General features: G+C 47.5%; 19 protein-coding genes. 10 read left to right on the forward strand and 9 right to left on the reverse strand.

Annotated features, from left to right (window positions below):
• Positions 1-3 precede the first annotated feature (3 nt).
• The 6 genes from sufC to AC3AP5_RS11215 are packed head-to-tail and all read left to right on the forward strand — an operon-like array spanning position 4 to position 4,582.
• A complete protein-coding gene (sufC, locus tag AC3AP5_RS11190) occupies positions 4-765 on the forward strand; it encodes a Fe-S cluster assembly ATPase SufC (protein WP_487326720.1) in 762 nt (253 codons plus the stop codon).
• Entirely contained in the window at positions 762-2,009 is a 1,248-nt protein-coding gene (gene sufD / locus AC3AP5_RS11195; protein WP_487326721.1) for a Fe-S cluster assembly protein SufD, read from the forward strand. Before sufC ends, sufD begins: the two co-directional genes overlap by 4 nt.
• Positions 2,006-3,223: an aminotransferase class V-fold PLP-dependent enzyme gene (locus AC3AP5_RS11200; RefSeq protein ID WP_487326722.1), complete on the forward strand. Its 1,218-nt coding sequence runs from the start codon at positions 2,006-2,008 to the stop codon at positions 3,221-3,223. Before sufD ends, AC3AP5_RS11200 begins: the two co-directional genes overlap by 4 nt.
• A 16-nt stretch (positions 3,224-3,239) precedes the next feature.
• Positions 3,240-3,599 carry a HesB/IscA family protein gene (locus tag AC3AP5_RS11205; RefSeq protein WP_286682476.1) on the forward strand — a complete coding sequence of 120 codons (360 nt, stop codon included), beginning with the start codon at positions 3,240-3,242 and terminating at the stop codon, positions 3,597-3,599.
• Positions 3,600-3,609: 10 nt separating this feature from the next.
• Complete coding sequence (gene sufT, locus AC3AP5_RS11210; RefSeq protein WP_487326723.1) at positions 3,610-4,143, forward strand: putative Fe-S cluster assembly protein SufT; 534 nt, start codon at positions 3,610-3,612, stop codon at positions 4,141-4,143.
• Between the two features lie 31 nt (positions 4,144-4,174).
• Complete coding sequence (locus AC3AP5_RS11215) at positions 4,175-4,582, forward strand: SufE family protein (RefSeq protein ID WP_006953982.1); 408 nt, start codon at positions 4,175-4,177, stop codon at positions 4,580-4,582.
• Here AC3AP5_RS11215 and AC3AP5_RS11220 read toward each other — a convergent pair.
• Positions 4,579-4,929, reverse strand: coding sequence for a cytochrome b/b6 domain-containing protein (locus AC3AP5_RS11220; protein WP_487326724.1), 351 nt, complete (start codon positions 4,927-4,929; stop codon positions 4,579-4,581). The genes AC3AP5_RS11215 and AC3AP5_RS11220 overlap by 4 nt on opposite strands.
• Before the next feature lie 19 nt (positions 4,930-4,948).
• Positions 4,949-7,126 carry a prolyl oligopeptidase family serine peptidase gene (locus AC3AP5_RS11225; RefSeq protein WP_487326725.1) on the reverse strand — a complete coding sequence of 726 codons (2,178 nt, stop codon included), beginning with the start codon at positions 7,124-7,126 and terminating at the stop codon, positions 4,949-4,951.
• A 115-nt stretch (positions 7,127-7,241) separates the two neighbouring features.
• Here AC3AP5_RS11225 and AC3AP5_RS11230 point away from each other — a divergent pair, with 115 nt between their 5' ends.
• Positions 7,242-9,140 (forward strand): metallophosphoesterase family protein, encoded by a 1,899-nt coding sequence (locus tag AC3AP5_RS11230; RefSeq protein ID WP_487326726.1) that lies wholly within the window; start codon positions 7,242-7,244, stop codon positions 9,138-9,140.
• 11 nt (positions 9,141-9,151) lie between these two features.
• On the opposite strand, the gene AC3AP5_RS11235 is transcribed toward AC3AP5_RS11230, so the two are convergent.
• From AC3AP5_RS11235 to AC3AP5_RS11265, 7 genes are all read right to left on the reverse strand, one after another.
• The gene (locus tag AC3AP5_RS11235) at positions 9,152-11,380 is read right to left on the reverse strand and encodes a glycosyltransferase (protein ID WP_272978123.1); all 2,229 of its coding nucleotides are present in this window, start codon (positions 11,378-11,380) and stop codon (positions 9,152-9,154) included.
• The gene (locus AC3AP5_RS11240; protein WP_006953998.1) at positions 11,377-12,426 is read right to left on the reverse strand and encodes a lysylphosphatidylglycerol synthase transmembrane domain-containing protein; all 1,050 of its coding nucleotides are present in this window, start codon (positions 12,424-12,426) and stop codon (positions 11,377-11,379) included. The genes AC3AP5_RS11235 and AC3AP5_RS11240 overlap by 4 nt, the downstream gene beginning before the upstream one ends.
• Positions 12,426-13,100 (reverse strand): SDR family oxidoreductase, encoded by a 675-nt coding sequence (locus AC3AP5_RS11245; protein WP_006954000.1) that lies wholly within the window; start codon positions 13,098-13,100, stop codon positions 12,426-12,428. The genes AC3AP5_RS11240 and AC3AP5_RS11245 overlap by 1 nt, the downstream gene beginning before the upstream one ends.
• 58 nt (positions 13,101-13,158) lie before the next feature.
• The gene (locus tag AC3AP5_RS11250) at positions 13,159-13,527 is read right to left on the reverse strand and encodes a diacylglycerol kinase (protein ID WP_006954002.1); all 369 of its coding nucleotides are present in this window, start codon (positions 13,525-13,527) and stop codon (positions 13,159-13,161) included.
• Positions 13,528-13,543: 16 nt separating this feature from the next.
• The gene (locus AC3AP5_RS11255) at positions 13,544-14,248 is read right to left on the reverse strand and encodes a ZIP family metal transporter (protein ID WP_006954004.1); all 705 of its coding nucleotides are present in this window, start codon (positions 14,246-14,248) and stop codon (positions 13,544-13,546) included.
• Between the two features lie 83 nt (positions 14,249-14,331).
• Positions 14,332-14,550 (reverse strand): helix-turn-helix transcriptional regulator, encoded by a 219-nt coding sequence (locus AC3AP5_RS11260; RefSeq protein WP_006954006.1) that lies wholly within the window; start codon positions 14,548-14,550, stop codon positions 14,332-14,334.
• Position 14,551: 1 nt separating this feature from the next.
• Positions 14,552-14,971 carry a hypothetical protein gene (locus AC3AP5_RS11265; protein ID WP_286682468.1) on the reverse strand — a complete coding sequence of 140 codons (420 nt, stop codon included), beginning with the start codon at positions 14,969-14,971 and terminating at the stop codon, positions 14,552-14,554.
• Positions 14,972-15,147: 176 nt separating this feature from the next.
• Here AC3AP5_RS11265 and AC3AP5_RS11270 point away from each other — a divergent pair, with 176 nt between their 5' ends.
• From AC3AP5_RS11270 to AC3AP5_RS11280, 3 genes are all read left to right on the forward strand, one after another.
• A complete protein-coding gene (locus AC3AP5_RS11270; protein ID WP_487326727.1) occupies positions 15,148-15,795 on the forward strand; it encodes a cupin domain-containing protein in 648 nt (215 codons plus the stop codon).
• Between the two features lie 73 nt (positions 15,796-15,868).
• The gene (locus tag AC3AP5_RS11275) at positions 15,869-17,461 is read left to right on the forward strand and encodes an ABC-F family ATPase (RefSeq protein WP_006954012.1); all 1,593 of its coding nucleotides are present in this window, start codon (positions 15,869-15,871) and stop codon (positions 17,459-17,461) included.
• Between the two features lie 138 nt (positions 17,462-17,599).
• Positions 17,600-20,806, forward strand: coding sequence for a S41 family peptidase (locus AC3AP5_RS11280; protein WP_487326728.1), 3,207 nt, complete (start codon positions 17,600-17,602; stop codon positions 20,804-20,806).
• Positions 20,807-20,830: the final 24 nt, after the last annotated feature.

A 20,830-nucleotide genomic window follows, 5' to 3' on the forward strand; every position in this document is an offset into this window, starting at 1 on the left:
TAAATGCTTACGATCAAAGATCTACATGCACGCGTCGAAGAAAAAACCATTATCAAAGGGCTTAACTTGGAAATTAAGCCCGGTGAAGTGCACGCAATCATGGGCCCCAACGGTGCTGGTAAAAGTACCTTAGGATACGTATTGTCGGGTCGTGATGGCTATGAAGTGGAACAAGGTGAAGTCAACTTCAACGGCGCTAATCTGCTCGATATGGAAGTCGAAGAACGTGCGCAAGCTGGCCTGTTCTTAGCGTTCCAGTACCCTGTCGAGATTCCTGGTGTGAGCAACATGGAGTTCATGAAAGAATCTGTTAACGCAATGCGTAAAGCGCGTGGCGAAGACGAACTGAGTTCTGCTGAGTTCTTGAAAAAGGCGAAAGAAGCGTGCAAACAAGTGAACTTGCCGCTTGACTTCCTCAAGCGTGGTGTCAACGAAGGCTTCTCGGGCGGCGAGAAAAAGCGCAACGAAATCATGCAGTTAATCATGCTAGAGCCGAAGCTAGCGATTCTCGATGAATCAGACTCGGGACTCGACGTTGACGCATTACAAGTGGTCGCTAACGGCGTTAATAGCCAACGTGACGGCGAACGTAGCTTTATCGTTGTAACTCATTATCAGCGCCTACTTGATTTCATCGAGCCAGACTACGTGCATATCCTGGCACAGGGTAAGATCGTCAAGAGTGGTGGTCCAGAGCTTGCGAAAGAAGTTGAAGCATCCGGTTACGCTTGGTTAGGTCAAGCAGACGAGGGAGAAAAAGCATGAGTCAATGGTTAGCCCACGTAATTGAGCGTGCCGCCGCCGTTGATGATTGGTTATCACCAGTACGTGCGGAGGCACTGGCCAAGCTGAAAGAACAATCTTGGCCTGGACGTCGCACCGAAGCGTGGCGATACACGTCGCTGCACGCGGTCGAAGATTTATCGTTGCCGACCGAGAGTAATGCGCAAGCAGAAGCGCCCGCAATTAAGGGGCTCGATGCCATCGACTTAGTATTTGTTGATGGACGCTTAACCAGCGATTTGGCGGCACTCAACCTGCCCGAAGGCTTAACGATTCGTTCTTTAACGGATAAATCGGACATCGCTGAACAAGTCTTTACTCAGGTAAAACCAAGTCACCATTTATTTGGACTGGTTAATGACGTACTCGCGACACAGGGGGTCGTTATCGAGGTAGCGCCTAATGCAACCATTGAGCGCCCTATCCGTGTCGTGAACTTTGCGACCGACAACGTCGAGTCGCACACGCGTGTGTTGGTAAGCTTAGGCGACAATGCTAAAGCAACGGTAATCGAGCACGGTAGCGGTACGGGTCATAGCTTGAATACCGCCTTTGCTGAGTATGATATTGCTGATAATGCACGTTTAGAACATTATCGTTTTGCACTGCATCAGGGTGAAGCGATCCATGTCGGCGGTAGTCACTTTAAGCTCGCTAATAAAAGTCGTTTAAATAGCACGTTAATCGGTTACGGCTCACAATTAACGCGTTTAGACGTGGATATTATTCACGCAGGTGAGCACGCCCACGCGAAATTTAATAACGCGTACTTGTTAGCACCCAAAGAGCATTTTGATTTACACAGTACGATTGAGCACGCGATGCCTAATGGTACCACTGAAGAAAATGCACGCGGCATCATCGGCGATAAAGCGAAAGCTGTATTTAACGGTCGTATCCACATTCATCGCGATGCGCAAAAAACACTAGCAGAGCTGAATAACCGCAACCTATTGCTATCGCGTGGAGCGCAAATTAATACCAAACCCGAGCTCGAAATCTACGCAGATGACGTGCAATGTGCTCACGGCGCAACCGTCGCAGAAATAGACGAAGAAGCACTGTACTACTTGCTGACACGTGGTATTGATAAGCAAAAAGCGTTGGTGATGCTCAACTTTGGTTTCGTCCAAGAGATGGTTTTCGACATGCCAAATGAAGCGTTAGCGGAATGGTTACAGCCTATTCTGAAGCAGCGCTTTGAAGACATGATGGAGCGCTCATGAGCCTGAATGTGGAGCAAATTCGTGCCCAGTTTCCGGTGTTGCAGGAGCAAGTCAACGGTCAGCCGTTAGTTTATCTTGATAACGCAGCGACCACGCAAAAGCCACAGGCAGTGATCGATGCATTAGTCGAATACTATTCGACCTATAATTCGAATGTTCACCGTGGTGCGCATTTTTTATCGGATAAAGCAACACGTCGTTATGAAGAGGCGCGTCAAGTCATTGCACACTATCTTAACGCTTCACGCACCGAAGAAATGATTTGGACTTCAGGCACCACCGAAGGCATTAATTTGATTGCTAACGGTGTTGCACAGCGCTTAGAAGCCGGCGATGAAGTTGTTGTGACCGAAATGGAACACCATGCAAACCTGGTCACCTGGCAGCAAGCTTGTAAAAAGGCAGGAGCCACACTTAAGGTCGCGCCAATTAATGATGCAGGCGAACTTGATATCACGGCATTTGAAGGTCTCGTCACTGAGCGCACAGCGTTCGTGGCATTCCCTCATATCTCTAATGCGTTGGGCACCATTAATCCAGTTAAAGAGCTGACCCAAATCGCCAAAGCTGTAGACGCATTGGTTTTGGTGGACGGGGCTCAGGGTGTTGCTCATGGCGCCGTTGACGTGCAAGCAATCGGCTGCGACTTTTACGTATTCTCAGGTCATAAAGTATTTGGCCCAACCGGTGTTGGCGCGCTGTGGGGGCGTTACGAATTACTACAAGACTGGCCTGTATGGTTGGTCGGTGGCGAGATGATTGCCACAGTCACCTATCAAGATGCGACCTGGGGTGAATTACCCAACCGATTAGAAGCTGGCACACCCAATATCGCTGGCGTTATCGGTCTTGCTGCTGCTTTGCGTTGGTTACAGCAGTTCGATGCTGATGCAATTTTAGCGCATGAGCAAGACTTGCTGACCTATGCCACCGAATGTGCGAGTACCATTGAGGGTATGCGTTTAATCGGTACTGCGAAAAATAAAATTGGCGTGATGAGTTTTGTGCTCGAAGGCACTCATCCAGCGGATGTTGGTTTTATCCTCGATAAACAAGGCGTGGCGATACGTACCGGTGATCACTGTGCACAGCCTTTGATGAAGCGCTTAGGCGTGCCAGGCACCGCGCGGGCATCGTTCTCAATATATAATACGCGAGCTGACATCGATCGCTTGTTTAGTGCAATCAAAAAAGCACAAATGATGTTAGCGTAACGACAGGAGGTAAATTATGTCTGTCGAATCTTTTGTACCTAATCAACAACTCATTAGCATGACCCCAACCGCTATTAAGCATTTTGAGGGCAAACTAGCTGATCAACCTGGCGCGATACTGCGCCTATCGACCAAAATGAGCGGTTGTACTGGTTATGCATACGTGTTGAATGCGGTTCCTGAAGCTGAGGCTGATGATGAGCTGGTGCACGTTAATGACACACTCACCGTGGCCATTGCTAAAGATGCCGTTGATGTCCTGCGTAATACCGAAATTGATTACGTCAAAGAAGGCATCAATGGTGTGGTAAAATTTAATAACCCTAACGTGGTTAATGAGTGTGGCTGTGGTGAAAGCTTCAGCGTGCAGGAATAGGTACTGATTCATGCAACAAAAAATGGTCACCACCCAACGCGAAGTTAAGTGTCGTAAAGTACCCTCGGGCGAAGTTAAAATTATCCCTAAAGGCGAATTCGTCAATATAACCCAAGACTTAGGTGGCAACTACACCGTGACTTGGATGGGTAACATGCTGCGCATTGACGGCACAGACGCCGATGCGATTGGTCGTAAACCGCAGACGCTTAACTTCGAGCCGCCTGTTGATGGCCAGATTAGTGAGTCCCAAGTATGGGAAGCACTCGAGACTATTTTCGATCCAGAGATCCCTATCAACTTAGTCTCTTTAGGACTGATTTATGCCGTCAACATCGATCAAGATGCGCAACGCATTGATATTGATATGACGCTAACGGCTCCCGGTTGCGGTATGGGCCCCGTACTCGTAGGTGATGTCGAGTATCGCTTGAGCTTAGTGCCTCATGTGAAGGACGTCCAAGTCAATTTGGTATTCGATCCACCGTGGTCGCGCGACATGATGTCCGAAGAAGCTCAGCTTGAAGCAGGCGTATTCTTTTAATTGTTAGCAGTCAATAAAGGTCGACGTGAAGATGAATCTACCCAGCACTGATGAAATCATTGAAGATCTCGAGTTTTTAGATGATTGGGAGCAACGCTACCAGTATATTATCGACCTCGGTAAGGGCTTGCCGGGTCTCCCTGAGGCGCTTCGTAAAGACGAATTTATCGTGCGGGGTTGTCAAAGTAATGTGTGGCTCATTGCTGAGCAAAAAGACGGCCGTTTATTGTTTCAAGTGGACAGTGACGCAGTCATCGTACAAGGCTTACTGACATTAGTATTAGCGGCATTTCACAATAAGACACCTGAGCAAATTTTAGCGTTTGATATTGATGGTTACTTCAAAGAACTGGATTTAGAAAATCACATTACGCCGACCCGTGGTAATGGGCTTAAAGCGATTGTCGCTAAAATTCAGTCAATAGCACAGAACGCTTAGTCGCGCCGACCTGTGATCATTGGGCGTATTAATTGAATGCGCCCCCACCATTGCACAAAGATAACGACTCCACCTAACGGATTGTGCCCGGCATCTCGAGGTAACTGACGTTGTTTTAACTGCGTGATGTGAGTCTTAATGCGCGAGGGCGTTGGAAAAAAGTCACTGAACCTCGCGCGTTGAGGTCCTAAAAAGCCCCAGACAACGCGGAAAATAAGCCAAGCAAAGGCATAATAACCAGCAATTTGATGCGCTGTCTCACCCGGCCCGAGTAAGAAATAATTCAGTACAAAAACGAGCGCTATGCTCCAATGAAACAAACGAATGCCGATGTCCCAAATTTGCATAGCGCTCTCATTACGCCTCCTATTCGTTTGGTAGCGACTGATAACCCATGTGATATAGGGTAAAGCCGAAAATATCCGAATACTGCTCAATGGTCTTCGATACAGGCGTGCCTGCACCATGTCCCGCATTTGTTTCGATACGGATCAGCTGCGGTGCATCACCACCTGCTTTATCCTGCAACTCTGCGGCAAACTTAAATGAGTGCGCAGGCACCACACGGTCATCGTGATCACCGGTAGTAATCAATGTTGCTGGATACTCCACACCTTGTTTTACGTTATGAACGGGCGAGTAGTTCAGCAGGTATTGGAACATCTCTTTGCTGTCCTCTGCTGTACCGTAGTCGTAGGCCCAGCCTGCGCCAGCAGTGAAGGTATGGTAACGCAACATATCCAAAACGCCGACGGCAGGTAAGGCAACCGCAAACAAGTCAGGACGTTGTGTCATCGTTGCGCCAACTAATAAGCCGCCATTGGAACCGCCACGGATAGCAAGTTTTTCTTTTGACGTGTAGTCTTCATCAATCAAGTACTCTGCAGCGGCAATAAAGTCGTCAAAAACGTTCTGCTTTTGCATCTTCGTACCGGCATCGTGCCATGCCTTACCATACTCACCACCACCGCGTAGGTTAGCAACGGCATAAACACCGCCCATTTCTAACCACGCCGCATTTGCGATGCTGAACGAAGGCGTTAAGCTGATATTAAAACCACCGTAACCATATAGGATCGTTGGATTACTACCGTCGAGTTCCGTACCTTTCTTATAGGTAATGATCATCGGCACCTGAGTACCATCTTTAGACGTGTAGAACACCTGCTTCGACTCATAGTTACTGGAATCGAAATCCGCGCCCGACTCTTCATAAACGGTTGATTCGCCAGTATCCGGATTCAAAGCATAAATAGTTTGTGGCGTGCTGTAATTAGTAAATGAGTAGTACAACGTTTCAGCGTCGTCTTTACCGCCGAAACCACCTGCACTCCCGACACCCGGTAAGTCAATTTGACGAATTTCTTTACCTTGGTAGTCAAATTGCTTCACTTGCGAGACCGCGTCCACCATATATTCCGCGAAAATGTAGCCTGCCCCGGTGGTTGGGTTGAGTACGTGCTCAGTCTCAGGGATCAAGTCACTCCAGTTCGCTTCTTGTGGCGCTCCAGCATCAACGACTACGACACGGCCGTTAGGCGCTTCACGGTTGGTCTCGATATAGAGTTTACCGTCTTCACTATCTAACACCGATACATCTGAGTCATAGTCGTCAACCACAGTGACCAGAGGCGCATCCTCTTTGCTCAAGTCTTTGATAAAGAGTTTATTACCTGATGTTGAATTAGCGGCAGAGATCACCAAAAACTGATTGTCGTCTGTCACGTAGCCGCCCACATAGCGGTGCTTCTGCGCGTCCGTGCCACCGAATACCAGCTCGTCATCGCTCTGTGGCGTACCTAACTCATGGTAATACAGCTTATGTTGATCAGTTTTTGCCGAGAGCTCACTACCTTCCGGCTTATCATAGCTTGAATAGTAGAACCCTTCGTTACCTTTCCAAGAGATACCACTGAACTTCACATCAACCAGTGGGTCCTCAAGACGCTCTTTCGTTTCAGCATCAATGACAATAATTTTACGCCAGTCACTCCCGCCCTCAGAAATCGAATAAGCTGCTAGTTTTCCATCTTCACTAAAGGTCAGTTGTGCTAATGACGTTGTTCCATCTTCGCTGAAGGTATTCGGATCCAAGAACACTTCTTCTTCGTCACTATCGTTCTTCTTACGATAGACCACGTATTGGTTCTGCAAACCATCGTTCTTATAGTAGTAGGTGTAGTCACCCTCTTTGAATGGTGCACTGACTTTTTCGTAATTCCACAACTCCGTCAGGCGCTTTTCAATTTTGTCACGGAACGGGATTTTTTCTAAATGATTGAAGGTGACCTCATTTTGCGCTTCTACCCACGCTTCGGTTTCGGCACTCCGATCATCTTCTAACCAACGATACGGGTCTTTCACTTTTGTATCGAAATAAGTATCGACGGTATCCCCTTTGCGTGTTTCTGGGTACTTCACTTGCATCGACTCCGCTTGTTGCTTTTCCACTTGCTGAGTTTCGGCTGTTTGCGACGAATCGTTTTGTGCTGGAGAGCACGCGACAAGTACGCTAACAGCGACAGCACTGAGTACGTATTTCATAGATAGTTCCTTTGTTGTTATTTTGTAACTATTAAGTTAACAGACTGTCCTGAATTGCGAAACTTTGATAGAACAGTATTTCGACCGAACATGCCTAACTTGAGACAAAGCCAAAATGCAGAATGAATCGACTTTAAAAGACTTACCGCAACTGCTCTGCGGTCCTTTAGTTCGGCATGTTGAGTCTGATCATTTTTACTTGTGGCTGGTCACGAAAAGCGACCATGTTCCTCAGGTGGAATGTAGTATCGATGAGACGCCGGTCGATATCAAACAAACAGACCGAGTCATTGCTATTGGCAAGCATGCTTATGTGATGTTGATAAGGGTCGAGCCTGCTCAACCGCTTGCCCACAACCAACGAATCGGTTACGACCTGGTTTGGCCTACCGAAAACGAGCGTTTATCAGAACAACACGACTTCTTGCTTTATTCAGGACAAACATGTCCGCAGTTTGTTTATAAAGAGACGATTGACCAACTGCTTCATGGTTCATGTCGCCGCCCTCATCATCCCGCTGATGATGGGTTATCACGTGCTGATAAAGAGATTCAGGCACACCTCGATCGCCCCTCGAAACGAGCGGGTATTCTTCTGCACACAGGGGATCAAGTCTACGTCGATGATGTCGCTGGCCCGATGTTGGCATCCATACACGCATTAATTGAAGTACTAAAGCTATCTGATGAGACTTTGCCCGATGATCAACTGAATCAACTGGATGACCTAATTCAACACCCAAATGGCTATTACAGCCGCCAATCCTTGCTACCGGATACTAAAGCGAATGAAGCGCTGACTGAGAAATTTTTTGGTGGCGTGAAAAAACCGATTTTTACCTCAGCACACGCGGGTAACCACCTGATTACTGCCGCTGAAGTCTTCGCCATGTATCTGCTCTGTTGGTCACCCACGCCTTGGCGTTTAATCAAGGTGCAACAACCGTCGCAGTTAAATCAAGAACAACAAAAGCGCTTTACCGATGAACAGGCAACCGTTGATAAATTCGTTAAAACATTGCCTCAAGCAGCGCGTGCCATGGCACACAGCATCAGCTATATGATGTTTGACGATCACGATGTGACCGATGACTGGAACTTATCAGCCGCTTGGGAGCTCACGGCCTACCACCATCCTTTTTCAAAACGTATTGTCGGCAACGCGCTGTGGGGCTATTTAATTTTTCAAGGTTGGGGCAACCAGCCCGAAGTGGTAACCCCCCTTATGGATGCCACTGCACAATTACTTGAAAAGCCATTAACTGAGCAACCGGAAGAGCACGATCAACTTATTGAGCAACTGCTGGATTGGGAGCAATGGCAGTTCACCCTAGACACGCACCCCAAAATTCTTGTGCTCGATACCCGCACCCGTCGCTGGCGAAGTGAGCGTAGTATCCGCAAACCATCGGGATTAATGGATTGGGAATCTTTAATGGAGATGCAGCACCAAATTATGGATGAAGAGGCTGTGATTTTAGTGTCCCCTGCACCGATATTTGGCGTGAAACTAATAGAAGCGATCCAAACGGTGTTTACCGCGTTGGGTAAACCGCTGGTTGTTGATGCTGAAAACTGGATGGCGCACAATGGTGCCGCCAATACCTTACTCAATATCTTTTCTCACAAACGCACACCGCAAAAGTTCACGATTCTCTCGGGTGACGTGCACTATTCATTTGTATACGACGTGCAGTTGCGTCGTGAAAAAGCCGAGTCATCAATCTGGCAAATCACCAGTAGTGGCGTTAAAAACGAATTTCCGAACACTTTATTAGAGTGGCTCGACCGTATGAACCGGTGGCTTTACTCCCCGCGTTCACCTCTCAACTGGCTTACTAAACGACGCCGTTTCGCCGTGTCTCCACGGCTGCCGACGGGCCGTGATGCCGGCGAACGACTCTGGAACCACTCTGGTATCGGCTGGGTCAGTTTTGATCAGGAGGGTGCTCCGTCGCGTATCCGACAATTAAATGCAGACGGTAACGAAACCGAGTTTCTAAAAGAAGAGTAGAAACTCGTTTGTTAGTCGCGCTTATCCTTATTATTGAATCGCGCTAAAGTTTCACCGTAGACACACTCAACATGGCGAGTAAACGCCTCCACAGAGTAGTCCGCAGCGAACCTAAGTGCTTGTTTACCGAGTCGCTCACGAAGCTCATCGTCATTGATGAGCTTGACCACTTGCTCACTCCAACGGTCTTGTTTTGCAGGCGTTTTATAGCCGTTAATATCATCTTCGACGACATCTTCTATACCGCTCGAGCGCACAGCAACAACCGGCATACCCGCAGCCATCGCCTCAAGAATAACCATACCTTGAGTTTCAGACTGCGACGCAAACACAAATAAGTCACCCAACGCATACCATTCAGGCATGTCCTTGGGCGGTACGGCACCCACTAACTGAACACAGTCAGTCAGCCCATTGTCATCAATCCGCTGTTGCAGATAGTCGCGCTGATGTCCTTCACCGATTTGCAGCAGGCGCACAGACTTATTGGCACGCTTACGGATATCCACCATCGCGTCTATCATGAAGTCGATATTTTTCTCGTCAGAGAGACGCGCCACACTTACCAATATACATTCGTCGTCATTCATGGACTGTGACGCTTTTATTGACTTAATTTTATCGTGGCTGACTTTTTGAAAGCGCTGATACTCAATACCCGTTGGTTGTACGTAGATAGGTCGCGTCACACCAATCATACGCAAATACTCTTCAACCGACTGGGTGGGCACAATCACACTATCGCATTTGTTGGCAAAACGGCGCACCATAATATGCGCGATGATATTCCGAAATAGGTTACCCGGCAGCATGACATAATGAGCGTAGTGTTCTAGCCGTGTGTGGTAGGTATAAACGACGGGCACTTTCAAACGCTTGGCCATGTAAACACCGAGCGAGCCTATCCAAAACGGATGATGCACATGAATAATATCAGGCTTGAGTGCTTTCACCTTTTGTCTCACGACGCGTGAAAATAAATGCGCGAACTGGAATTCACTGTTTTCACCAAACGAGAACCAATTAGGCATACGAATAACATGCGCCTCATCGGTACGCGCATTCGCGTATTTGGGTGCTACGATCGAGATCTTATGACCTAGATGCTTTAGACCGACTCTTAAGCGCTCGATAGAAATAGGTACACCGCCGATGAACGGCAAATAGTTGTTAGTGAACATCACGATGTTTAGTGGCTTACTTAACCATGGCTTCGGGTCGATATCATAATCAGGATAATAAGACTTGCCCACGAACACCATTTGATACAGCTTTACGCTCACAAGTAGCAGTGCGCTTACGATAAGAATAAAGTTGATGTAGCCTGCATAAAGCAAAGAGTAAATAAAGAACCAGAGGCTTTCGAGTATTTTGAGCACCGGATGTTGACCGACTTCAAGCTCATTCACATTCACCTCGATACCGGCATCTGTTACACGCACCATCAAGTAATGGTAGAAGCTGTTATCGTGATTAAGTACTAAGCCACCTGCACCACCCGTGATATAAAATGGCGTACCTTTGTACATGACTTTATCGTAAATCGATAAATGACTGGAAAATACCGCGTCAACTGAATGCTGCTCGACCAGTTGCAATAGCCCAGAGCGAAAACCCAATGGTTGTAAAAAGTCATCCTCCGTCGCAAACAAGGTCTCGTTTTTCGGCTGCACCGGGGGGTGAGATACAAAAATAAAGCGATGCTTTGACTCATCGGCGCGCAAAATATCCGTCAACCAACGCAACTGCCACTGCCATGGCGTTTTACCCGTACTATCCAAAAAGATAAAACGCGTGCTGTCTGCTACAAAGCTAAAAAAGTGAGGGCCAAAATGTTCGTAGTAGCGAAAACTACCAAACTCGTCGTATTCATTGTCACCAAAGGTGAGCAAATAAGGTTTATTCAAGTGTGAAAGACTGCCATAGAGCGCGCGATATTTATCCTCTCCACCACCGCTGACCGCATTACCAGCAGATACGACAAAGTCGATATCAGCTTGATTTAATTCAGGAATGATCCGCTGCTCAAAGATACCAATCGAATTGTTAATATTGCCGAGTACCGCAAACTGATAATCTGAATCTCCTTGTAAGCGACTACTGATGCTGGCGACCTGTTCACTGTGTACTACCTCAAATTCTGGTTGGCTAAAATTCAAATAAATCTTATAGCCGATAACCAGCCCCACAATGACGACATTGACGTAAAACAGTATCTTCAGCCATTGATTTTTATTCATGCGCCCTTCCTGCGACTTGCCAACATCTCATACTGCAACGTCACCATGCCAATCAGCATGCCCAAATAAATAGTGATAAAGCGCCAGCTAAAGATAATTAATAATAAATGATGACTTTGCACAAACTGTGCGAAAAACGAACCGAAAACTCCCTCAGAAACGCCTGATGCTCCGGGGGTTGGTGCAAAATACATGACAAAGGTAGTCACCACCAAAAGACCAACGGACTGCCAATAAGGCACCGTATAGTCGAGTCCCCATAATAGAATAGCGGGGAAGCTGAAGAGGCTTAATAAAAAGACAACCGTGAAAAACACAGAGCCCCACACATAGAGCGGTTTGCCCTTACAATAATCTCGAAAACTGCCAGCAAAACGGAGCATTTCACGTTTGCTCCAAAAGCCAAGTACACGGCATTTATGTGCACTCATTAAATTGACTGTCGCAAGTACTCTAAGCACGCCATTGATTGGCGCAATCAGCCAGTGGGTTTTAAAAAGCACCATCGCAAAGAATGCTAAGTAAGCCGTGACCAGTATAGCAAGCGAGCCGCCAATGCCTTTAGACAAAGTTGAGTCAGAAAGTGCAGGCAGTATCAGCAATAAAACCGGCGTAAATGTGAAGATAAAAATCACCGCTAACACAGTCCGAATCGTTGTGGCTGCAGTCGCTCGTCCCACCGGCACCCCCTGCTTCGCCAAATACCATACTTGCGCAAAGCCTCCACCGGTCGCCATCGGTGTAACATTGGAAAAAAACATATTAATAAAAATCAGCCGAGTCATTGGCGCTGCCGGCACACGATACCCCAGTGCCCGTAAAGTAAAATAGAGGCGCAATCCGTCACTGGCGAAATAAACAATGAGTAGCGCCAGTAAACTGAGCAACACCGCAGGTTGCAATAACTGGCTATCAAATTGTAGCTCGGCACCTTGGAAAAACTGCTGAATGCTGTAAAAACCAAGCGCCGTTAATACAACAAAGAGGCCACTGAAAATCAGCAGCCTCTTCCACGCGATAGGTTGTTTCTCTGTGTTGATAGGCATTAGTAGCCAGGCATTAAGAACACTTCGCGAACACAGTTCCGCGGATGCGCATTAAGCGCATGTAAGACCGCGTCGGCGACATCTTGAGGGTCCAATTTATCCGGTTTGGGCTCATCAAAGAACGGCGTATTGACCATACCCGGTGCAATCACCGTGCAGCGTCCGCTCCATTCGCGCATCTCTTCCGCTAAGTTTTGGGCAAAACCATGCACAAACCACTTGCTTGCCCCGTAGACAGAGCCCTTAATCGCTGTGCGCCCTGCTGCCGAACCGGTCATAATAAAGTGACCCGTGGATTTCTTTAAGTGTGGCAAAGTAAGCTTGGCGGTATAAAGTAATGCATTGATATTAAGATCAATCATTTCGCGCCACTCGTTAGGGTCGCCATTTTCAGTGCCTGCAGCGTTTAATCCTTTGCCCGCATTAGCGAACACGGCATCCAGTTGACCAAACTGATCAACGGTTTGCTGCACCACGCGCTCCAGTTGCTGATAGTCCGTTACATCGGCCGCAATAGGTAATACGTGCTCAGCGCCCAAATCATTTGCCAATGCTTGCAGCTTATCTTCACTGCGAGCGGTTGCCACAACCTTGTAACCTTGCTTTACTGCTTCTTTCGCGGTGGCCTCGCCAATCCCCGAAGAGGCGCCTGTAATCAACAATACTTTGGCCATGGAAACTACTCCTTTCGGTTTGTTAAAGTCGTTCTTACGATAAATTCGATTAAACGGTTTAGCTCGGCGCTAAAAACAAGATACTCACCCATGTGATTAACATCAGCAGAATCGAAATGAAAACCGCTGCCGAGGCAATATCCTTTGCTTTACCACTCAGCTCATGAAAGTCAGGGCCAATACGATCAACGACCGCTTCAATAGCAGAGTTCAATAATTCAGTGATCAGCACAATTCCGTAAGTGATGATCAATAGCAGTTTGGCAATCAAACCTGTCTGAACAAATAGCAGTGTGGGAACAATAATAATAAGCAACGCACATTCTTGTCTAAATGCAGCTTCACTTCGGAGTGCGGCGACTAAACCACGGAAAGAATAACGGTTCGCATTAATGATTCTGCGTAAACCTTTTTGACTTGGCTTCACTTAACGTTTCCTTGTTTTAACCGAGTAGTTGATTACCTAATAAACCAATAATAAATCCAAATACAGCGCCTAGCGGCGGCGTCCAATAACGTGGCATGGTCGATTGCGGCGCAATATCTTGAAAGATAAGATAGAGAATACCACCTGAAGCAGTCGCCATGATAACAGCTGTCGCCTCGGTATAATCAGCAAGAACCCAGTGCCCAGTGAGTGCCGCCAGAGGGCCGATAAACGCCACCAGAAAAAAGCCCACTAAACGCTTTTTCTCAGACAACTTAGAACCTTGGAGTTCCCTAAAGGCATTAAAACCTTCAGGTAGATTTTGCAAACCGATAAATAGCGCCAGTAACATGCCAAACTCGGGCTTGATTGCAAACATCGCACCCAAACTCAAAGCTTCTGGAATAAAGTCCAACAACATTGCCAGTAGTTGGGAGGCTTGGCTTGCCTGCTTTGCTAGCCATTGGTCAACTAAACAGAACAGGACACCGCCAGCCATAAATGCCAACGCGACAGCCCAGACGGGCAAGTTATTGTTGGCCTCCGGTAACAATGCAAACATAACCGCGGAAAGGAGGATCCCTCCACCGATGGCGACAACGCCATGCACTAATTTCTGTTTATTCGCAGATTCGGCCGACCCCTCCCACTTGGCTAACAAAGCGCCTAAGAACGCCGTAAAACCGGCTAGCCAAGTTAAGGCAATCATGTTCAAAATCATACAGTGCTCCCTTGCACAGTGATTCAAGCCATCTTAAAGCAAGCGGCCTATGTTAAAAAGCTCGATGCGTGATTAAAAACACATTAGGAAGTCGCACTCTCGTCAAACCAGAATACATCTTCAAGGCGTTGCCCAAAAACGCGCGCTATCAGAAATGCAGTTTCAAGTGAGGGTGAATAACGTCGTTGTTCAATTGCCGCAATGGTCTGACGCGTTAAATTAACCTTGTCGCCGAGTTCGGCCTGGGTCATTCCACCGTGTTGTTCGCGCAAAGCACGCACACAGTTATCAATGGGCAACATATTAATAACCCCGTCGATAGCCGATAATTTCTACAACGTACTCCGCAGCTTGCGCCACCACTAAACTCAACAATGCCATCAAAAACAGAAGGTCCCCGTGTTGATGCACCAAGTACGTCATTAAACTAGAAACAATGAGCACACCCAACAAGATACCAGAATAGGCATCCGCACGTTGTTGAATGGTTTTCTCGCGTTCATCTGCGGAGCGATTCGCCGACTTGCGGTCAACAAGCGCTAGCGCGATCTGACCGACAATACTCAGCACAATGAGCCCCACCGTTAAACGTGTAAAGACCGAAACCGCTGGCGGCCACTGGCTTGTTGAATTAAAGCCCTGCACAACCTCGAAAGTAAGACCGCCACCGACCAATAAAGTAATGATTAACATCAGCCATGCTGATTTTTCACGAAATGCCATAACCCACCCACCATGTTAAAAATAGTTAACACTTGAAGATTAGATTCATCGCCTTATGATGTCAAATATTTTTAACACCGCAGAAAAAAAGATTATAATTATCCATCAAAGTGAGCCACATATTATGCTTTTTGCGTAATTGTACTTAGTCCCGTTAGTCAGTCGGCAGAGTCATTGTGTTAAATTTAGATTTTCAGCAACGTGTCGTAATTAATACTTCAGAACAAGATTGGATCGATAGCCCCTCAGCAGGCGTTAAGCGTAAACTACTCGAACGAGAAGAGGCTGAGCGTGGTCGCGCAACCAGTATCGTTGAATATAAGCCCGGCGCATCGTTTAATACCCACTCACACCCTTTGGGTGAAGAAATACTGGTGCTTTCGGGTGTTTTTTCTGACGAATATGGTGACTATCCAGCGGGTACCTACCTCAGAAATCCGCCCGGCAGTAGCCATGCCCCTTTTAGTAAAGAGGGTTGCGTATTATTGGTAAAACTCCACCAGTTCCAACAGGATGATACCGCCACAGTCAGAGTTAATACTCAGCAGACGGACTGGCTAGCCGGTCAAGGCCGACTCAAGGTGATGCCGTTGCATAGTCACGGTACCGAACACGTCGCACTCGTAAAATGGCCACACAATGAGAGATTCAAGCCTCATAGGCACCTCGGTGGCGAAGAAATATTTGTGTTGTCCGGCGAATTTTGCGATGAACACGGTCGCTATCCTAGAGGAACCTGGCTCCGTAACCCACATATGAGCGTTCACCACCCGTTCGTGGATGAAGAAACCGTTATCTGGGTCAAAACAGGACATTTAGGATAAATGCAATCTTCCTTTGTCATTTGCGCCCAAAACGCGTAGATTACGCGCCTATTTTTTATTCAGGTGCGTAAACGTGATTTCTGCTTCAAACATCACCATGCAATTTGGTGCAAAACCTCTATTCGAAAACATATCAGTGAAATTTGGCGAAGGTAACCGCTACGGTCTGATCGGCGCCAACGGCTGCGGTAAATCGACGTTTATGCGCATCCTCAGCGGCGACCAAGAGCCCTCGTCTGGCAATGTATCCACTGATCCAAACATGCGCGTCGGTAAATTGAGGCAGGATCAGTTCGCTTATGAGCAATTCAGTGTCGTTGATACCGTTATCATGGGTCACGAGGAACTGTGGCAAGTAAAATCAGAACGCGATCGTATTTATAGCTTACCTGAAATGAGCGAAGAAGACGGCATGCGTGTTGCTGACCTTGAAGTCGCATTTGCCGAAATGGACGGTTACACAGCAGAGTCACGCGCAGGCGAACTATTACTCGGTGTCGGTATTCCGCTCGAAGCGCACTTTGGCTTGATGAGCGAACTTGCACCGGGTCTTAAATTGCGGGTTTTGCTCGCACAGGTCTTGTTTTCAGAACCTGATATTATGTTACTGGACGAACCGACCAACAACTTGGATATCAATACGATTCGTTGGCTAGAAACGGTACTCAATGAACGCCAAGCGACGATGATCATTATTTCGCACGATCGGCACTTCCTAAACAGCGTGTGCACCCACATGGCTGACATCGATTACGGCGAGTTACGCGTGTATCCAGGTAACTACGACCAGTACATGTTCGCCGCAACACAGGCACGCGAACAACTGCTGAATGAGAATGCGCGTAAAAAGGATAAAATCGCCGAACTGCAACAGTTTGTCAGCCGATTCTCTGCTAACGCATCAAAAGCCAAACAAGCGACCTCGCGGGCAAAACAGATTGAGAAGATTCAATTAGCCGAAGTCAAAGCATCGAGCCGAGTGAGCCCATACATTCGTTTCGAGCAAGAAAAGAAACTTTATCGCTTAGCACTCGAGATCGAGGGACTCAATAAGTCCTTTGGTGACTTACACGTATTAAAAGATTTGAATGCCATGGTCGAAGTCGGCGAAAAGGTCGCCATACTCGGCGCTAACGGTATCGGCAAAACCACGCTGCTGAAGTGTTTGGTCGATCAATACGCAGCTGACGATGGCATCATTAAGTGGTCTGAAAACGTTAATATAGGTTACTATGCACAAGACCATGCCGACTGGTTCAAACAGGAAATGACCGTATTTGATTGGATGAGCCAGTGGAAGCAACCACACCATGATGAGCAGGCAATTCGCGGTGTATTGGGTCGCATGTTGTTCTCTCAGGACGATATCAAAAAGCCAGTGTCGATTTTATCGGGTGGTGAAAAAGGACGCATGATCTTCGGCAAGCTCATTATGCAGCGTCCCAACGTATTAGTGATGGATGAGCCGACCAACCACTTGGATATGGAATCAATTGAAGCACTGAACCTAGCACTCGAAAACTACGATGGAACAGTGCTCTTCGTCAGTCATGACCGCGAGTTTGTATCGTCACTGGCATCTCGTATTATTGAATTAACCGACAAAGGCATGCGTGACTTCTCGGGAAGTTACGACGACTATTTGAAACAACTTCAATCCGCTTAAGTTAATTAATTAAAAAATGGTACGTCGCGCAAAATGCGCGACCTACCGAGTAATGAGCTGAACCTCCGTACCCGACCTCATATTTTTGCTACCATCAACAAAATTTTAATAATTCTAACTAAAATAGGTAGTTAAACTATGAAACGACTGGTAACCAGCCTGCTTGTTTCTGCGGCCTTTGGCGCCTCTGCGTCAAACGGAGCTCCAGAACGACCGCTAATCATGCAACCCGAAATCAGCCCCGATGGCACCCAAATCGCCTTCAGTTATCAAGGTGATATCTGGACCATGTCAACGTCGGGAACAAACCCCAACCGTTTAACCATCCACGAGGGCTATGAGAGCTCACCAAAGTGGTCAAAAGACGGTAAAACCATCGCATTTAGTAGTGACCGATTTGGTAATGACGATGTGTTTGTGATGCCTAGCCAAGGCGGTCGTCCCGATCGTTTGACCTATCATAGTGCGCCTGATCGTGTGCTTGGGTTTGGTCACGACAACCAAGTGCTATTTAATACGCGTCGTTTATACGCTGAAGTTGAGCGTGAGTGGGAAGTTTACGGCGTTGCGCCAAGTGGCGATGCGACCGAAGCCCGCTTTATGGATGCGCTCGGTTTTGACGCGGTGGTATCGCCTGACGGCAAAAAAATTGCTTTTGTTCGAGGCACATGCCGCATTTCACGCGAAGATTATCGCGGTCCGGCAAACCGCAATATCTGGATTTACGATACCGAAACGGGTGAATACGAGCAATTGACCGACTTTGATGGCAACGACTTTATGCCACAATGGTCTAGTAACAACGAGCTGTATTTTATTTCATCGCGCGCGGGCAAATACAACGTGTTTAGGCAGAAGTTGGGTTCAAACCGCGCCGAGCAAATTACTGATGAGCGCGAGTTTGGCGTCGAGCACTTCAGCATCGATAAACAGGCCAATCACCTTGTTTATCAAGCCGCCGATAAAGTACAGTTAATAGCCGGTAGCAAGCGCCAATCACTCGACCTATCGATTCCTACAGACTTTCGTTTTGACCCGGTCACCAACAAATCAACCACCAACGCTTTGGATGAGTACAGTGTCTCACCCAACGGTAAATTGATTTCTTATATTGTGCGCGGCGACGTATTTGTTAAGCGCAACGATAAAGAAGATAAGCGCTCGGTCAGACTCACCTCGGGTGCCGCACGCGATAGAGATGTTGCTTGGTTAGACGACAACACCGTGTTGTTTGTTTCTGACCGCGATGGTCAAAATGATATTTTTGCAGTGACATCAGCGGATTCTGAAGAGCCAAACCTATTTAGGTCGTTAAAGCATTCAGTTAAACCGGTAACGCGCACAGATGCCGAAGAACATGAGCCTTTGGTCTCGCCAGATGGTAAAAAAGTGGCTTACCGTGAAGGTCGTGGAAAACTCATTGTCGCGGATGTAGCCGATGATCAGTCACTGACCAACCCCGTGGTGCTATTAGACGGCTGGGCAACACCGAGCGGTGTCAGCTGGTCGCCAGACAGCCAGTGGTTAGCCTACGCTAAATCTGACTTATCATTTAACAGCGAAATCTTTATTCATGCGGCGGATAACTCTCAAGACCCCGTTAACGTCAGCATGCATCCAAAAGGCGATTACAGCCCAGTCTGGTCTCCGGATGGCAGCAAGTTAGGCTTTAGTTCCATGCGGAACAATGGCGATTACGACATTTGGTTTGCATGGTTAAAAGAAAGCGATTGGCAACGTTCACAAGAGGAGTGGAAACGCGACGAGTTTGTTGAGGAAACTGCGGATGCCAAAGAACCTGAAGACGATTCGGACGCTGCGGAAGACGCCGTTGAGCCTATGCAGATTGATTTGGACGGCATCTATAAACGGCTTGTTCAAGTAACACGTTTTGCAGGTAACGAATCCGGTTTAGCGTTCGACAAAGAAGGCGAGCACGTTTATTACACCATTGGTGGTGCCGGTCGCCAGAACTTCGAGATGGACCAAGACCTGTTCAAAATTAAGTGGAATGGCGAAGACAAAGAGCACATTATTAAAGGCGACCAAAGCCCTCGCAGCTTATCGCTAAGTACCGATGGCAAAAGCCTTTTTGCACTTGTCGAACGCGGCACTTTAGTGAAGGTAGATACCAAAAAGGACGAACCAGAAACCTTATCGACGGTATCTCAACAAACCATCGAGCATATGGCCGAACGGGCGCAGATCTTTGATGAGGCGTGGCAAGCGCTGAATGCAGGTTTCTATGATCCTGAATTTCACGGTAACGACTGGAAAGCGCTGAAAGAAAAATATCGTCCACTGGCGTTAAAGGCATCAACGAAAGAAGACTTTCAGTACATCTTTAACTTGATGCTTGGCCAAGTGAACGCAAGTCACATGGGCTTGTATCGTGGTGAAAACCCGAAAGACACCCAAGAAACCCGCACCGGTTTGCTGGGTGTCGAAGTCGTGCCCACTGCCGATGGCTTAAAAGTGACCTCTGTCTTGGATAAAAGCCCTGCCGCCCGTGATGAGGGCCGCCTGCAAGTCGGCGATGTCATCACACAGGTCAACCAACAGTCGGTTAAAAGTGCAAACTTTTATCAGCTGCTGAACGGCTATGCTAACCAACGCGTATTGCTCGATATTAATCGAGCCGACCAGCCAACCGAAGTGGTACTTTGGCCAACCACAAGTTTAAGTGACGAGAAGTACGACAACTGGGTCGAAACACGTCGCAAGCTGACCGAAGAATATTCCAACGGTCGCCTAGGCTACTTGCATATTCGCGGTATGAACTGGACCAGCTTCGAACGTTTTGAGCGTGAACTAATGGCCGCCGGTTACGGCAAAGACGGTATCGTCATTGACGTACGCTACAACGGTGGTGGCTGGACAACCGACTACCTCATGGCGGTATTAAACGTAGAGCAACACGCTTACACGATCCCGCGCGGTGCGACTGACAATCTGGACAAAGACCAGAAGAAATTCAGAGATAAATACCCCTACTCTGAACGTTTACCGTTGTCAGCATGGACCAAACCATCGATTGCCATGAGCAACGAAAACAGCTACTCAAACGCTGAAATTTTCGCTCACGCGTATAAGTCATTAGATATTGGTAAACTCGTTGGCCGCCCGACCTTTGGCGCAGTTATCAGTACCGGGGCTGAGCGCTTAGTCGATGGCTCAATTATCAGAATGCCGTTTAGAGGCTGGTGGGTAAAAGAGTCCGACGCCAACATGGACTTTACCCCAGCACAACCCGATATTGAGGTCTTTAATCCACCGGCGTATAAAGCTAAGAACGTGGATCCGCAATTAGAACGTGCCGTTGAAGAGTTGTTGAAGACGCTTTAAGCCGTTTTAAGGGTAGTTTAATAA

This window comes from Idiomarina sp. D18, assembly GCF_057748155.1.

What these genes read in the sequence shown, in the direction of transcription:
- AC3AP5_RS11205 (WP_286682476.1), top strand. Translation starts at nt 3,240, where the DNA reads ATGTCTGTCGAATCTTTTGTACCTAATCAACAACTCATTAGCATGACC.
- AC3AP5_RS11215 (WP_006953982.1), top strand. Translation starts at nt 4,175, where the DNA reads ATGAATCTACCCAGCACTGATGAAATCATTGAAGATCTCGAGTTTTTA.
- AC3AP5_RS11220 (WP_487326724.1), bottom strand. Translation starts at nt 4,929, where the DNA reads ATGCAAATTTGGGACATCGGCATTCGTTTGTTTCATTGGAGCATAGCG.
- AC3AP5_RS11200 (WP_487326722.1), top strand. Translation starts at nt 2,006, where the DNA reads ATGAGCCTGAATGTGGAGCAAATTCGTGCCCAGTTTCCGGTGTTGCAG.
- AC3AP5_RS11245 (WP_006954000.1), bottom strand. Translation starts at nt 13,100, where the DNA reads ATGGCCAAAGTATTGTTGATTACAGGCGCCTCTTCGGGGATTGGCGAG.
- AC3AP5_RS11260 (WP_006954006.1), bottom strand. Translation starts at nt 14,550, where the DNA reads ATGTTGCCCATTGATAACTGTGTGCGTGCTTTGCGCGAACAACACGGT.
- AC3AP5_RS11240 (WP_006953998.1), bottom strand. Translation starts at nt 12,426, where the DNA reads ATGCCTATCAACACAGAGAAACAACCTATCGCGTGGAAGAGGCTGCTG.
- sufC (WP_487326720.1), top strand. Translation starts at nt 4, where the DNA reads ATGCTTACGATCAAAGATCTACATGCACGCGTCGAAGAAAAAACCATT.
- AC3AP5_RS11225 (WP_487326725.1), bottom strand. Translation starts at nt 7,126, where the DNA reads ATGAAATACGTACTCAGTGCTGTCGCTGTTAGCGTACTTGTCGCGTGC.
- AC3AP5_RS11255 (WP_006954004.1), bottom strand. Translation starts at nt 14,248, where the DNA reads ATGATTTTGAACATGATTGCCTTAACTTGGCTAGCCGGTTTTACGGCG.
- sufD (WP_487326721.1), top strand. Translation starts at nt 762, where the DNA reads ATGAGTCAATGGTTAGCCCACGTAATTGAGCGTGCCGCCGCCGTTGAT.
- AC3AP5_RS11265 (WP_286682468.1), bottom strand. Translation starts at nt 14,971, where the DNA reads ATGGCATTTCGTGAAAAATCAGCATGGCTGATGTTAATCATTACTTTA.
- AC3AP5_RS11230 (WP_487326726.1), top strand. Translation starts at nt 7,242, where the DNA reads ATGCAGAATGAATCGACTTTAAAAGACTTACCGCAACTGCTCTGCGGT.
- sufT (WP_487326723.1), top strand. Translation starts at nt 3,610, where the DNA reads ATGCAACAAAAAATGGTCACCACCCAACGCGAAGTTAAGTGTCGTAAA.
- AC3AP5_RS11280 (WP_487326728.1), top strand. Translation starts at nt 17,600, where the DNA reads ATGAAACGACTGGTAACCAGCCTGCTTGTTTCTGCGGCCTTTGGCGCC.
- AC3AP5_RS11235 (WP_272978123.1), bottom strand. Translation starts at nt 11,380, where the DNA reads ATGAATAAAAATCAATGGCTGAAGATACTGTTTTACGTCAATGTCGTC.